Origin of the sequence: Postechiella marina, from assembly GCF_039538365.1 — a bacterium.
Classification (GTDB): Bacteria; Bacteroidota; Bacteroidia; order Flavobacteriales; family Flavobacteriaceae; genus Postechiella; species Postechiella marina.
In genome coordinates this window covers 335,240-350,694 of record NZ_BAABCA010000006.1, presented here as the reverse complement: position 1 = coordinate 350,694, position 15,455 = coordinate 335,240, and the positions used below count along the sequence as shown (strand labels likewise).

The following is a 15,455-nucleotide window of genomic DNA, read 5'->3' as shown; positions in this document are numbered from 1 at the left end:
TGATTCTGTTTGTAAACGGTTATTTTTGTATAACATTAATTAATATCCCTATCATGATTAAAAGATTACGCTATATATTACTCTCCTTTTTAGTGTTTTTTATAAATGCCTGTGCAACCTATAAAACTCAAATTAATAGTACAGTTTCAAATGTGTTTCCTAATAAAGAAATATCACATTCGTTTTATTTAATAGGCGATGCAGGAAATTCTCCTATAGGTTCGTCTTCAAAAGGTTTGTCAGCATTTAAATCAGAGTTATTAAAAGCTTCAGAAAATAGTACAGCCTTGTTTTTAGGCGATAATATTTATCCAAAAGGTATGCCTGCAGAAAGTGAAAAAGGCTACGAATTTGCAGAATATCAACTTAAAATACAAACCGAAGCTGTTAAAGGTTTTAAAGGGGAAACTATTTTTATACCAGGAAATCATGATTGGTATAGTAATGGGGTAAAGGGATTAAAACGACAAGAAAAATATATTGAAGAGGCTTTAGGTAAAAATACGTTTTTACCAGAAGATGGATGCCCGATAGAAAAGGTTGAGATTTCGGATGATGTTATCATGATTATTGTAGACTCTGAGTGGTATTTAACCAATTGGGACAAACACCCAACTATAAACGACGATTGCGAAATAAAAACAAGAGAAAAGTTTTTCTTAGAACTAGAAAGCGAAATTAAAAAAGCTAGAGGTAAAACAACCGTAATAGCTTTACATCATCCCATGTTTTCTAATGGACCACACGGTGGACAATACGATTTTTCTTCGCACATGAAACCTTTGCCTGTTTTAGGAACCCTTAAAAATGTTTTAAGAAAAACAACAGGAGTATCTCCAGCAGATATACAAAACAAGAAATACAACACTCTTAAAAAACGAGTGGTAACCTTAGCCCAAGAAAACGATAAAGTTATTTTTGTATCTGGTCACGAGCACAGTTTACAATATTTGGTTCACGATAATTTACCGCAAATTATTAGCGGAGCAGGATCTAAATCTACCACAACACGAAACGTATCTGGAGATTTTTCTTCAAGTAAACCAGGTTATGCAAGACTAGATGTTTTTAAAGATGGATCGTCTTTTGTTCGTTTTTTTGAAGCAGAAACTGGAGAGGTCCTTTTTCAAAAAGAAGTTATTTCGTCTAGTAAAAAGAAAGATTATGCACCGTTTAAAGCTTTTCAAAACGAGAAATTAGCTTCTGTTTATAGCGATAACGAAATAGATAAAAGTAAATTCTATAAATCGCTTTGGGGAGACCGTTACCGTAATTTTTATGGTACAAAGGTTAAGGCGCCAACTGTTAATTTAGACACGTTGTTTGGAGGTTTAGAGCCAACAAGAAAAGGAGGAGGACATCAATCTAAATCCTTGCAACTTAAAGATAAAAACGGTAGGCGTTATGTAATGCGTGCTATACGTAAAAGTGCTACAGTTTATTTACAAGCTATGGCTTTTAAAGACCAATACATAGAAGGTCAATTTGAAGGCACAGCAACCGAAAGTTTATTGTTAGATTTTTACACAGGTTCGCATCCCTATGCGCCATTTACAACAGGTATACTATCAGACGCTTTAGATTTATACCATACTAACCCAGTTTTGTATTATGTGCCTAAACAAGCAGCATTGACAAATTTTAACGACGATTTTGGAGATGAGTTGTATATGATTGAAGAGCATGTGTCTGATGGGCATGGCAATCAAAAAAGTTTTGGGTTTTCTAATACCATAGAAAGTACAGATAACTTAATGAAAAAACTTAGAAAAGATGAAAAGTACATGGTAGACGATATTGTTTACTTAAGAGCAAGGCTTTTCGATATGGTTATTGGCGATTGGGATAGGCATGTAGACCAATGGCGTTGGGCAGAGTTTAAAGAAGATGGTAAGGTTATTTACAAAGCCATTCCTAGAGATAGAGATCAAGCTTTTTCTATAATGGGAGATGGTGCTTTAATGGCTGTTGCAACACGCATTATGCCTGCATTAAAATTAATGGAGGGGTTTAATAACGATATGCGCAACGTAAAGGGTTTTAACTCTAGTCCGTATTCTTTAGATATGACGTTGCTTAACGAAACCACAAAAGCAGAATGGGAAGCGCAAGTTGCATTTATACAAAAAAACTTAACAGAAGAGGTTATAGATAGGGCTTTGCAAGAGTTTCCTAAAGAAGTACAAGACAAAACAGTGGCAAAAATTAAAGCAACCCTTTTGTCTAGGCTTAAAAACTTGCCAAGAATAGCAAACGAGTATTACGACATACTTAATAATTTTGCAGTGATAACGGGTACAGATAAAGACGATTTATTTGAAATAGAGCGTTTACAAAATGGGGCTACTAAAATTATAGTAAGTAGAATTAAGAAAGGAGAAAAAAGCACAGTCTTTTTCGAGAAAACATACTCTAAAAAAGACACTAAAGAAATTTGGATTTATGGCTTAGATGATGATGATGAGTTTAAAGTTTTTGGAAACGGAGATAAGTACATTAAAGTAAGAATTATTGGAGGTCAAAATAACGACACTTATACTTTAGATAATGGCAATAGAGTTAAATTTTACGATTTTAAATCGAAGAAAAATACAATTACAACCAATAACGGTACTCAAAAGTTAACAGACGATTACGAAACAAATATTTACGATTTTACCAAATTTAAAACAAGTACAAACCAATTTACACCTCTTCTAGGTGCTAATCCAGATGATGGTTTTAAACTTGGGTTTTTAAATATATTAACAAATTATGGTTTCGAAAGAAACCCGTTTAGTTCGCAGCACACTTTTGCAGCGTCTTATTATTTTGCTACAAGCGGTTACGATTTCGAGTATACTGGAGAGTTTGCTCATGTTGTAGGAAAATGGAATTTAGGTTTAAATGCCAAGTATACAAGTTCTAATTATAGTATTAACTTTTTTGGTTTTGGTAATAGTACTCCAAATAGGGAAGCAGAAAGTAATGATGGTTTTGATGTCGATTTAGATTATAACAGAGTTAAATATAGTACTATAACCTTTGCACCATCGTTAAATTGGAGAGGCGAATTAGGTGGGCATTTTAAACTAGGCGTAAGCTACGAGTCTATAGAGGTTGAAGAAACAAGCAATAGGTTTATTAATACCTTTTACACAGAAAATGGCGAAGAAAATCAAGAAGATTTTGCAGGTATAAGCGGTAAGTATGTTTTTAGTAATAAAGACAACGAGGCTTACCCAACTATAGGTATGCAAACAGGGATAGAGGTTGGTTATAAAACGAATTTAGACGAGTCTAGAGCATTTGGCTATATTATTCCAGAATTGGGCTTCGATTATAAATTAGAGCCTAGCGGACAGTTGGTTTTAGCAACCATGGCTAAGGCTCATGTTATTTTTGGAGACGATTTTGAGTTTTACCAATCGGCGAGTATTGGTGGTAATGATGGTTTACGTGGGTATAGAAATCAAAGATTTTCGGGAGAAAGTTCGTTTTATCAAAGTACAGATATTCGTTTAAATCTTAGAAAAATAAAAACAGGTTTACTACCTCTTAATATAGGGGTTTATGGCGGTTTTGATTATGGACGTGTTTGGGTAGATAACGATTTAGTATTAGAAGATAATTTACTATATAATTCAAACTCTTGGAATACCTCTGTTGGTGGTGGAATATTTGCTAACGCTGCAGATATATTAACTTTAAACCTTTCTGCGTTTCATAGTGACGACGGATTAAGGTTAGCTTTTAAATTAGGATTTGGCTTTTAAATCAATGTAATTTTTAAGTATTATTTACGTCTAAGTAGTTAAAGTAAAATAAAAATGAAAAGTAGTTTTAATAATATTGTAAACTCTGGAGAAGTTGTATTAGTCGATTTTTTCGGGACCTGGTGTGGGCCTTGCCAAACCTTAATGCCTATTTTAAAAGATGTAAAAGACGAGTTAGGCGATGCTGTAAAAATTGTAAAGATAGATATAGATAAAAATCAAGCTTTAGCAGCTAAATACCAAGTACGTAGTGTGCCAACAATGATTTTGTTTAAAGACGGAGCGCCAAAATGGAGACAAGCCGGTGTTTTACAGAAAAAAGATATTGTTAGTGTCATTAAAACTCACGGACACTAAATTAAAATCTAAATTTTAATTTAGTGTTTTATACCGTGTTTATGAGTTTAGTTTAAACTCATTTCGTATAAATTACCACCTTCACCATGTGCTTTTTCATCGGTTATATAAAGGGTGTTGTTGTCTTTAAAGCAAACACCTTCTTTTTGGGTATAGTTTTTAAAAGGATATGTTTTTAATGTGCCACTAAAAAAGTTATCTGTAGAAAAATTAGAAAACAACCAAACGCCATTTTGGGTAAGCAACGCTACTTGTTTGCCATCGTCACTAATATCGGCAGCTGTTACCCAACAAGAGGCGTCCTCGCATGTTGTAAAAGATTCTACTAGTTTAGCAACATGATTACCCGCTTTTGCAGGCACTTTATACATGTTGGTTTTACCGTGGTCTCCTTTTACTCTACTTTTAGTAAATAAATATAAGTTGTTGTTAAAATAAAAAAAGGCTTCGCAATCAAAATACATGTTTTTGTTTTTTGGAGGGAATTTTTCTTGATTTTCGTACTTGAATGTAATGCGCTCTATGTCTACTTCATTTTCTTGGTCTAAATGCGATGCACTTACTTTTAAAATCGATAAATCTTTACGTTTACCTTCATTGTTTCCAAAATCTCCAATGTAAATATTTCCGTCTGTATCTGCAGCTAAATCCTCCCAATCATTATTCTTAGCATTTATGTTTAATTTGGTAATTATATCACCTTTTTTATTAATACCATAGAGTTTTGGTTTGTTCCCGCTATCGTTTAGCATCCAAATTAAATCAGATTTAGGTGTTTTTTCTGTCCCAGAAACTTCATTTAGGGACTTTGGTAGGTCTGCTTTTATTTTTAAAAAGCCTGACTTACAGGCAAAAAAAATAAGAATAAGCAGGAAGATGGGAGATTTTTTCATAAACTGTTTTTTAAATGTTAAATTTACAGAATATTTTAAACACAATTCCCTTATTATGAATCCCATTTTAAAAATTGGCCACAGAGGCGCCAAAGGACATGCAGCTGAAAATACTTTAGAATCTATAGGAAAAGCCATGAAGTTAGGTGTTAATGGGGTGGAAATAGATGTACACCGTTGTGCATCTGGAGAATTAGTGGTATTTCACGATTTTACTTTGAATAGAATGACCGATGGTAGTGGAGAAGTTTCAAAGTTTACCTTTAAAGAATTGCAAAAATTAAAAGTTACCGGAAATTGTAAAATTCCAACTTTAGCACAAGTTTTAACCTTAATAGATAATAAATGTTTATTAAATATAGAGTTAAAAGGTAAAGATACAGCTAAAGAGGCTAGTAGAATTATTACATTTTATGTCGATAAAAAAGGTTGGGACTATTCTAATTTTATAGTTTCAAGTTTTCAAAAAGAATTATTGCAAACGGTTCACGAAATAAACGATAAAATTCCTTTAGGAGTACTTACCGATACAGATTTAGACAAAGCGGTTACTTTTGCAAAAAAGATAAAAGCTTCAACTATATTGCCTATTTATACCATGTTAACAGAGGAGAACGTACTTGAGTTACAAGAAGATTTTAAAGTTATTACGTTTACGGTAAATAACTTAAAACCACTTGAACGTATAAAATCTTATGGAGTAGATGGTATAATTTCTGATTATCCAGATAGAATATGATAGAAAAAGATGTCATTATAATTGGAGGTGGCGCAGCAGGTTTTTTTACAGCAATTAATATAGCAGAGCAAAACCCCAATTTAAAAATTGCCATCTTAGAGCGCGGTAAAGAAGTATTAACCAAAGTAAAAGTGTCTGGAGGTGGAAGGTGCAATGTTACCCATGCCGAGTTTATTCCGCAAGATCTTGTACAAAATTATCCTAGAGGCGAAAAAGAACTGTTAGGCCCATTTCATAAATTTATGACGGGCGATACCATAGCTTGGTTTGAAAGTCGAGGTGTCGAACTTAAAATTGAAGATGATGGTAGAATGTTTCCTGTTTCAAACTCGTCTCAAACCATTATAAATTGTTTTTTAAATGAAGCAAAAAAGTATCGTGTAGATATTTTATTGAATCATTCAGTAAAAAAAATTACAGAAAGCAATAATGCTTATTGTATAGAAACCACTCAAGGCCTCTTTTCATCTAAAAAAATAGTAGTTGCTACAGGAAGTAATCCTAAAATATGGCATTTGCTTGAAAATTTAGGGCATACCATATCTAAACCGGTCCCATCACTTTTTACTTTTAATTTAAAAGACGAACGCATACAAGATATTCCTGGTGTGGTTGCCTTAAATGTTGAGGTTAAAGTTTTAGGAACAGATTTATGGAGCGAAGGCCCTTTATTAATTACCCATTGGGGTATGAGTGCGCCTTCTATTTTAAAACTGTCTGCATTTGGAGCTATTGCATTAGCAAATTGCAATTATAAATTTCAAATAGAAATTAATTTTATAAAACAATCTTTTAACGATTGTTTAGATGTTTTAAAAACGCTTAAACAAGATTTAGCTAAAAAAACAGTGTTTAAATCTACGCAGTTCGGTTTGCCTAAACGTCTTTGGCATAAACTAGTTTTAGTTTGTGATATGACTACCGAAACACGTTGGGCCGATTTAAATAAAACGCAATTAGAAGCCTTAGCTAATCAGCTTACAAAAGCCATTTTTAATGTAGACGGTAAAAGTACTTTTAAAGAAGAGTTTGTAACTGCTGGTGGTGTAGATTTAAAAGAAATTAATTTTAAAACTTTTGAAAGCAAGTTATACAAAAACCTCTATTTTGCTGGCGAAGTAATAAACGTAGATGCTGTAACTGGCGGATTTAATTTTCAAAATGCCTGGACAAGTGGCTTTATTGTAGCTCAAAATATTTTGAATTAAAATGAAGACGTACATAGCCCTTTTACGAGGTATTAATGTTGGTGGAAATAAGAAAATCTTAATGGCAGACTTACGTAATTTGCTTACAGAAATTGGCTTACAGCGTGTAAAAACCTACATACAAAGCGGTAATGTTATATTTCAATCGAAAGAAAGCAGTATAAAAAAATTAGAGCTTTTAATACATCAAAGTATTAAAAATCTATTTGGTTTTGATGTCCCTGTTTTAATAAAAACCCCCGAAGATTTACAAACTATTTTTAATAATTGTCCGTTTTCTCAAGAGCAAAAAACGCAGAGTTATTTTACTTTTTTGTACACAGTTCCAAGCAAGAAGCTAGCCAAAGAGGTATCGCAAATATCTTATGTAAACGAAACATTTACTATTACCAATACTTGCGTGTATTTTTATTGTTCTACAGGTTATGGTAAATCAAAATGTAGTAATAATTTTTTCGAAAGAAAATTAAACGTAACCGCTACAGCTAGAAATTATAAAACTATGGTAAAGTTATTATCTTTGTCAACAGATTTAAAATAATATGCAAGAAAATCAATTTATTCCTAAATCTTATTCCAATTCAATAGAAAAAGGAAGCTTTACATGGTCGTCGCCAAGTAATATTGCTTTAGTAAAATATTGGGGAAAAAAGAAAGATCAAATTCCAGAAAACCCATCAATTAGTTTTACGCTTAACAACTGTAAAACCATTACAAAATTAAGTTTCTCTAAAAAAGAAAGTACAGATCATTTTGCTTTTGATGTGTTTTTAGATGATGAAAAGAAAGACGATTTTAAGCCCAAAATAGAAACTTTTTTTAAGCGAATAGAAACGTATTTACCGTTTTTAAAAGGTTTTTATTTTAAAATAGAAACCTCCAATACATTTCCGCATAGTTCAGGTATAGCATCATCTGCTTCAGGGATGAGTGCTTTAGCGCTTTGTTTAATGAGTATTGAAAAAGAGCTTAGTGGTAATATTATTTTAGATGAGGTTTTTTATCAAAAAGCATCATTCTTAGCCCGTTTAGGTTCGGGTAGCGCTTGCCGAAGTCTTGAAGGCGATTTAATAGTTTGGGGGAATCACAAAAATATTGAAGGTAGTAGCAACTTATTTGGTGTAAAATACCCGTATCAAGTACACGAAAACTTTAAGAATTATCAAGACACCATTTTATTGGTAGATAAAGGCGAAAAGCAAGTAAGTAGTACTGTTGGGCATAATTTAATGCATAATCACCCATTTGCACAAGAGCGATTTAAACAAGCCAGTGCAAACTTAAATAAGCTTATTCCTATTTTAAAAACAGGAGATATGGACGGTTTTATTGCTTTGGTAGAAAGCGAAGCATTAACACTACATGCTATGATGATGACAAGCATGCCTTATTTTATTTTAATGAAACCTAATACCTTAGAAATTATAAATAAAATATGGTCGTTTAGACAAAATACGGGATCTAAAATTTGTTTTACGCTAGATGCAGGAGCAAATGTACATGTGTTATATCCAGAAAATGAAAGTGATAAAATAGTAGAATTCATTAAAAATGAATTAGTTGTGTTTTGCCAAAAAGGAGAGTATATTAAAGATAAAATTGGATTTGGAGCTCAACTGTTGTAAATTTGCACTACCAAATCGACCAAAATGGTGAACTTATTAATTATTATTGTTAAATAATTAAAATAATAATTGTTAGTTTTTTCGCTATTGTATTTTAATTGAAGCTTATGAAAGGACCATTATTTTACTCAAAAATATTACTCTTCGGTGAGTACGGAATCATTAAAGATTCTAAAGGTTTATCTATTCCTTATAATTTTTATAATGGAGCATTAAAGGTAGAAGAAAACCCTTCTGAAACAGCTATAGAATCTAATGCAAGCTTAAAAAATTACGTAGATTATTTAGCGAATATTAATGATGATCTAGTACGTTTTGATATAAATACATTAAGGCAAGATGTAGCAGGTGGTATGTATTTCGACTCTTCTATTCCGCAAGGCTATGGTGTTGGTAGTAGCGGTGCATTAGTTGCAGCTATTTACGATAAATATGCTTTTGATAAAATAACTGTATTAGAAAACTTAACACGAGAAAAACTGTTAAAATTAAAAGAAGTATTCTCTGCAATGGAATCGTTTTTTCATGGAAAATCTTCTGGTTTAGACCCTTTAAACAGTTATTTAAGTATTCCTATTTTAATAAAATCTAAAGATAATATTGAAGCAACAGGTATTCCTTCTCAAAATAACGAAGGGAAAAATGCTGTCTTTTTAATAGATAGCGGTATAATTGGCGAAACAGCGCCTATGGTAAGCCTTTTTATGGAAAACATGAAGCAAGAAGGTTTTCGTAGTATGCTAAAAAATCAGTTTATAAAACACACTGATGCTTGTGTAGACGATTTTTTAAGTGGAAATATCAAGTCTTTATTTACAAATACAAAACAGCTGTCTAAAATTGTTTTAAATCATTTTAAACCAATGATACCACAGCAATTTCATGAGCTTTGGAAAAAAGGTATAGAAACTAACGAGTATTATTTAAAACTTTGTGGTTCTGGCGGAGGTGGCTATATTCTTGGCTTTACCGAAGATATAGACCGTGCAAAAGCATCTCTTAAAGATTATAAATTAGAAGTAGTTTATAATTTTTAATTCTTTTTAAAGTTATAGACACTTTCACCTTGAGCGCAGTCAAAGCGTCTAAAATTTAATTTTATGCTCTCTAGAAGACAAAAACATATTTTGCTTAAATTTTTTAGCTTGTTTTCTGTAGTTAGAGGTTACAATATTTTAATTATTGTAATTGCTCAATACCTAACATCTATTTACATTTTAGCTCACGATAAAACACTAAAATCGGTTGTTTTAGATGTAAATTTGTTAATGCTTGTATTGGCTTCTGCAGCTACTATTGCTGGTGGTTATATTATTAACAACTTTTACGATTCCGAAAAAGATTTAATTAACAGACCTATAAAATCTAAATTAGATAGGTTGGTAAGTCAAAATACAAAACTATCTTTTTATTTCGTACTTAACTTTATAGCAGTAATAATGGCTAGTTCGGTATCGTTTTTTTCTGTTATTTTCTTTTCTAGTTACATTTTTGGCATTTGGTTTTATTCGCACAAGCTTAAAAAATTACCTTTTATTGGTAATATAACTTCTGCCATATTAACCATTACACCATTTTTTGCCATTTTTATTTATTATAAAAATTTAGAGACAGTTATTTTTGTACATGCTATGTTTTTGTTTTTAATTATTTCTATGCGCGAGTTAACTAAAGACTTAGAGAATTTAAAAGGAGATATAGCATTGGGTTATAAAACAATACCAGTTATATATGGCGAAAATACGTCTAAACTCATGTTAACTATTTTATCTGCTTTAACTCTAGTACCAGCATATTTATTACTCTTTAAATTTGAAGTTGGTAATATGCATTATTTCTTTTATTTAAGTGTATTATTACTTATTGTTTTTCTTTTTTTACTTTGGAAATCTAATTCTAAAACGCATTATTTAATACTTCATAATATTTTAAAATTTATAATTCTAACCGGTGTTTTTAGCATTTTACTTATAGATGTGAGCGTTATTTTAAGCAGAATTTAAAAACGATTTACTTATCTATTTTTAATTTGTTCTTTTGGTGCTTGAAACCCAATGGCTTTATTATATCTTTGCATCAAAATTTAAAGTGATGAGTAAACAACAAGGTGGACAAAGAAAAGGAAAAACTGCAGCAGGCGGATTTAATAAAAACGCAGGCAAAGGTTACGCAAAAGGGAAACCCGCTTTTAAAAGGTATGAAGATGCGCCTAAAAAAGGCCCGCAACCTAAAAAATCTAACCCAAACGAAATTCGTTTAAATAAATATGTAGCCAATTCTGGAGTATGTTCTCGTAGAGAGGCCGATGTGCATATTGCAACAGGCTTAGTATCGGTTAACGGTAAGGTTATTGTAGAAATGGGGTTTAAGGTTAAGCCTGGCGACGAGGTAAGATACGATGGTGCGCGTATTAACCCAGAGAAAATGGCTTACGTTTTACTTAATAAGCCAAAAGGTTTTGCTACAACTACTAGCGAGGGAAAAGGAAGAACGGTTATGGATTTGGTTGCCAATGCAACAACCTCTCGAATAAAACCTATTGGGCGTTTAGGTAGAAACTCAAAAGGATTGTTATTTTTTACAAATGATGATGCTATTGCAGCTAAGTTTACCAATTCTAAACATGGTGTACCTCGTTTATTTCATATAGAATTGAATAAAAATTTAAGACTTGAAGATTTAAAAAAGATACAAGAAGGTTTAAGAATAGAAGGTAAGTTAATTAATGTAGAAGAGATAAGCTATATTGATGGAGCTTCTAAAAAAGAAATTGGACTTAAAATTAAAAATACAGGAAACACAGTTATTCGTAGTATTTTCGATTATTTAAAATACGAAATTGTAAGTTTAGATTGTGTTGCTATTGGGCATTTAACTAAAAAAGATATTCCGCGTGGTAGTTGGAAACATTTAACGGTTCAAGAATTAAACACTTTAAAAATGCTTTAATTTTTAAACATAAAATATTAAAAAAAAGCCTGAATAGTTTTAAAGCTATTCAGGCTTTTTTTACGCAATTTTTTTGTGCTTTTTAATTGTTTTTGTGTTAAGAATATTAAAATAAGGCATCTTTTTTAAGAATTTCTATTTTTGTGTTAAGGATTAAGTAATTGTTAAAGGTGTTGAAAGAGATTGTCTTGCAGACGTTTAGCTCTTGAGATAACGACAAAATATTAATTTGAAAAATTATTTAAAAAAAAACACAAAAAAAGTTTTGAATGTCAAAAAAAAATATATTTTTGCCCGACTTTTAGCTGAACACATTGAATACTGTTTCTATGTTCGGGCTTTTGAAGATTAGGAAGTCATATTCAAAAGCAGCTTACAGATTAAGTGACCGAATTTTAAAGCTAACTTCCGTTTCTCCAATACATGCTATACAGCATGAATATGCATTTGTGCCTACAACGCATAAAGAGCTTAGTATTTGATATTATTTATTTTTTATTGACATAACCTGTAGTTAACCTGCAATTTACATCTTTAACTTTTAAATAAAATATTACATTGAATACTAAATATATTGATTTAATAAATCAGACTTTTGATTTTCCTCAGGAGGAATTTAAACTAGAAAACAAAACATTACAATTTCACGGTGTTAACCTTATGGAGTTGGTTGAAACTTACGGAGCACCGTTAAAATTTACATATTTACCACAAATATCTAACAACATTAACAGAGCTAAAAAGTGGTTTGCAGATGCAATAGAAAAACATAATTATGCAGGAAAGTATAACTATAGTTACTGTACAAAAAGTTCGCACTTTAAACATGTTTTAAACGAGGCTTTAAAAAACGAAATTCATATAGAAACGTCGTCTGCTTTTGATATCGATATTGTTGAAAGTCTTAAGGCAGAAGGAAAAATTACAGATGATACTTTTGTAATAAGCAATGGTTTTAAGCGTACACAGTACGTTACTAATATTGCTCGTTTAATAAACAACGGGCATAAAAATGCGATTCCTATTATAGATAATTATGAAGAAATAGATTTATTGTCTAAAGAAATTAACGGTAGGTTTAATGTTGGTATTCGTATAGCATCAGAAGAGGAACCAAAATTTGAGTTTTATACTTCGCGTTTAGGTATTGGTTATAAAAATATTGTACCTTTTTATAAAAATCAAATTGCTAATAATGATAAAGTTGGGCTTAAAATGTTGCACTTTTTTATTAATACTGGCATAAAAGACAACGCCTATTACTGGAACGAGTTAACAAAATGTTTAAAGGTATACACAAACTTAAAAAAGATTTGTCCGTCTCTAGACAGCTTAAATATTGGTGGTGGTTTTCCTATTAAAAACTCTTTAGCTTTTGATTATGATTACGCTTATATGGTAGACGAGATTGTTAACCAAATAAAAACAGTTTGCGAGGAAGAAGGTGTAGATGTACCTAATATTTTCACAGAGTTTGGAAGCTTTACAGTAGGCGAAAGTGGAGGAGCTATTTACAAGGTGTTATACCAAAAACAGCAAAACGATAGAGAAAAATGGAATATGATAAACTCTTCGTTTATTACAACATTGCCAGATACTTGGGCCATTAATAAACGTTTTGTTATGCTACCTTTAAACCGATGGCACGAAAGTTACGAGCGTGTTTTATTAGGTGGTTTAACTTGCGATAGCGACGATTATTATAATAGTGAGCAGCACATGAATGCGATCTATTTGCCAAAATACAACAAAGACAAAGACTTGTATATTGGTTTTTTTAATACCGGAGCTTACCAAGAAACTATTGGTGGTTTTGGAGGTTTACAGCACTGTTTAATACCTTCGCCAAAGCATATTTTATTAGATCGCGATACTAATGGAAACATTATAAAAACAGTGTATAGCGAAGAACAAAAAAGTGAAGATTTACTTAAAATATTAGGTTACCAAAAGTGCCAAGAAAAAGATATTGAAAAAAACACTTTAGAAGCAACTACTACTATTACTACTTACAACTAAAAAAAAATGAAAACGAATACATATGCTGGCATAGCTCAAGAGTTTGCCAAATTAGAGCGTGCAAAAATAGTGTTAATTCCTGTACCTTACGATGGTACAAGTACTTGGCAAAAGGGAGCAGATAAAGGACCAAAAGCTTTTTTAGAAGCTTCAGAGAATATGGAACTTTACGATATAGAAACAGGTACAGAGGTTTACCAACAAGGAGTGTTTTTAGCAGATGCAGTAACAGAAAATGCATCGCCAGAGGCTATGGTAGAAGCAGTACATAGAGCAACCAAAAAATATATTAAGAAAAATAAATTTGTAACTATTTTTGGTGGCGAGCACTCAATTTCTATTGGTACTATTCGTGCCTTTAACGAAATGTACCCAAGTTTAACGGTTTTGCATATTGATGCACATGCCGATTTACGAAAAGAGTACGACGGATCTACTTGTAACCATGCTTGTGCAGTTTACGAAGCGAGCCAAAACACCAATTTAATTCAGGTGGGAATTCGCTCTATGGATGTTATTGAAAAAACAGTAATGGACGAAGATAAAACCTATTTTGCTCACGACATGGCTGTAGATGATACGTGGATGGATTCGGCAATAGACCAAATGACAGATAATGTTTTTATCACCTTTGATTTAGATGCTTTCGATCCGTCGATTATGCCAAGCACAGGAACACCAGAACCTGGTGGATTATTATGGTACGAAACCTTAGAGTTTTTAAAACAAGTATTTGAAGAAAAAAACGTGGTAGGATTCGATATAGTTGAGTTATGCCCAAATAAAAAAGAAAAATCATCAGACTTTTTAGCTGCAAAATTATATTACAAAATGCTAAGCTATAAGTTTATGAACGATAATACAGAAGACGATTACGACAACAATAACGAACAAACAAAACAAAAAAACAACACATTAAAATTTACTGAAGATGACAACTACTAAAGGCCCTATTTCTCAATTTATTGAAACGCATTACTTGCATTTCAATGCAGCAGCATTAGTAGATGCCGCAAAAGGTTATGAAGCGCAGTTGGAGTCTGGAGCTAAAATGTTAGTGTCGCTTGCAGGTGCCATGAGCACTGCAGAGCTAGGTAAAAGTTTTGCGGAAATGATTCGTCAGGACAAAGTGCACATCATTTCTTGTACAGGTGCCAATTTAGAAGAGGATATTATGAATTTAGTAGCACACTCGCATTACAAACGTGTGCCTAATTATCGTGATTTAACGCCTCAAGAAGAGTGGGATTTGTTAGAAAAAGGTTTAAATCGTGTTACAGATACTTGTATTCCAGAACACGAAGCATTTAGAAGGTTGCAAGAACACATCTATAAAATATGGAAAGATGCAGAGGCCAAAGGCGAACGCTACTTACCACACGAATACATGTACCAAATGTTGTTGTCTGGAGTTTTAGAGCAGTATTACGAAATCGATTTAAAAGATTCTTGGATGTACGCTGCAGCCGAAAAAAACTTGCCTATTGTTTGCCCAGGTTGGGAAGACAGTACAATGGGTAATATTTTTGCAAGCTACGTGCTTAAAGGTGAGTTAAAAGCAAATACCATGAAATCTGGTATAGAATACATGACCTTTTTAGCAGATTGGTACACAGATAATTCATCAAAAGGTATTGGTTTTTTCCAAATTGGAGGAGGTATTGCTGGCGATTTTCCTATTTGTGTTGTACCTATGTTATATCAAGATATGGAGCGTACAGATACACCGTTTTGGAGTTATTTTTGTCAAATTAGCGACTCTACAACAAGTTATGGGTCGTATTCTGGTGCTGTGCCAAACGAAAAAATTACTTGGGGTAAACTAGATATTAATACACCTAAGTTTATTGTAGAGAGCGATGCTACTATTGTTGCTCCATTAATTTTTGCTTATTTACTAGGTCAGTAAC

The 15,455-nt window shown here is 32.2% G+C and carries 13 protein-coding genes; 12 read left to right on the top strand and 1 reads right to left on the bottom strand.

Annotated elements, in window-relative coordinates; genetic code table 11:
- The first annotated feature begins 53 nt into the window (after positions 1-53).
- Both ABD715_RS15170 and trxA read left to right on the top strand, forming a co-directional pair.
- Positions 54-3,755, top strand: coding sequence for a metallophosphoesterase (locus ABD715_RS15170; protein ID WP_344789156.1), 3,702 nt, complete (start codon positions 54-56; stop codon positions 3,753-3,755).
- A gap of 54 nt (positions 3,756-3,809) precedes the next feature.
- Entirely contained in the window at positions 3,810-4,112 is a 303-nt protein-coding gene (trxA, locus tag ABD715_RS15165) for a thioredoxin (RefSeq protein ID WP_344789155.1), read from the top strand.
- Between the two features lie 47 nt (positions 4,113-4,159).
- Here the strand turns inward: trxA and ABD715_RS15160 are convergent, their stop codons facing one another.
- Positions 4,160-5,005, bottom strand: a complete 846-nt coding sequence (locus tag ABD715_RS15160) for a hypothetical protein (RefSeq protein WP_344789154.1) — start codon at positions 5,003-5,005, stop codon at positions 4,160-4,162.
- Between the two features lie 55 nt (positions 5,006-5,060).
- On the opposite strand from ABD715_RS15160, the gene ABD715_RS15155 reads away from it, so the two are divergent.
- The 10 genes from ABD715_RS15155 (at position 5,061) to ABD715_RS15110 (ending at position 15,454) form a co-directional block, all read left to right on the top strand.
- On the top strand, positions 5,061-5,744 hold the full coding sequence (locus ABD715_RS15155) for a glycerophosphodiester phosphodiesterase (RefSeq protein ID WP_344789153.1): 684 nt from the start codon (positions 5,061-5,063) through the stop codon (positions 5,742-5,744).
- Positions 5,741-6,952: a BaiN/RdsA family NAD(P)/FAD-dependent oxidoreductase gene (locus tag ABD715_RS15150; RefSeq protein ID WP_344789152.1), complete on the top strand. Its 1,212-nt coding sequence runs from the start codon at positions 5,741-5,743 to the stop codon at positions 6,950-6,952. Before ABD715_RS15155 ends, ABD715_RS15150 begins: the two co-directional genes overlap by 4 nt.
- Before the next feature lies 1 nt (position 6,953).
- On the top strand, positions 6,954-7,493 hold the full coding sequence (locus ABD715_RS15145) for a DUF1697 domain-containing protein (RefSeq protein ID WP_344789151.1): 540 nt from the start codon (positions 6,954-6,956) through the stop codon (positions 7,491-7,493).
- Position 7,494: 1 nt separating this feature from the next.
- Positions 7,495-8,577, top strand: a complete 1,083-nt coding sequence (locus ABD715_RS15140) for a diphosphomevalonate decarboxylase (protein WP_344789150.1) — start codon at positions 7,495-7,497, stop codon at positions 8,575-8,577.
- A gap of 107 nt (positions 8,578-8,684) precedes the next feature.
- Positions 8,685-9,614 carry a mevalonate kinase family protein gene (locus ABD715_RS15135; RefSeq protein WP_344789149.1) on the top strand — a complete coding sequence of 310 codons (930 nt, stop codon included), beginning with the start codon at positions 8,685-8,687 and terminating at the stop codon, positions 9,612-9,614.
- 63 nt (positions 9,615-9,677) lie between these two features.
- On the top strand, positions 9,678-10,580 hold the full coding sequence (locus ABD715_RS15130; RefSeq protein WP_344789148.1) for a geranylgeranylglycerol-phosphate geranylgeranyltransferase: 903 nt from the start codon (positions 9,678-9,680) through the stop codon (positions 10,578-10,580).
- An 88-nt stretch (positions 10,581-10,668) separates the two neighbouring features.
- Positions 10,669-11,526, top strand: a complete 858-nt coding sequence (locus ABD715_RS15125; protein WP_344789147.1) for a pseudouridine synthase — start codon at positions 10,669-10,671, stop codon at positions 11,524-11,526.
- A gap of 558 nt (positions 11,527-12,084) precedes the next feature.
- Positions 12,085-13,545 carry an arginine decarboxylase gene (locus tag ABD715_RS15120; RefSeq protein WP_344789146.1) on the top strand — a complete coding sequence of 487 codons (1,461 nt, stop codon included), beginning with the start codon at positions 12,085-12,087 and terminating at the stop codon, positions 13,543-13,545.
- A gap of 6 nt (positions 13,546-13,551) precedes the next feature.
- Positions 13,552-14,490 (top strand): agmatinase, encoded by a 939-nt coding sequence (gene speB / locus ABD715_RS15115; protein ID WP_344789145.1) that lies wholly within the window; start codon positions 13,552-13,554, stop codon positions 14,488-14,490.
- The gene (locus tag ABD715_RS15110; protein ID WP_344789144.1) at positions 14,477-15,454 is read left to right on the top strand and encodes a deoxyhypusine synthase family protein; all 978 of its coding nucleotides are present in this window, start codon (positions 14,477-14,479) and stop codon (positions 15,452-15,454) included. Before speB ends, ABD715_RS15110 begins: the two co-directional genes overlap by 14 nt.
- Position 15,455 lies beyond the last annotated feature (1 nt).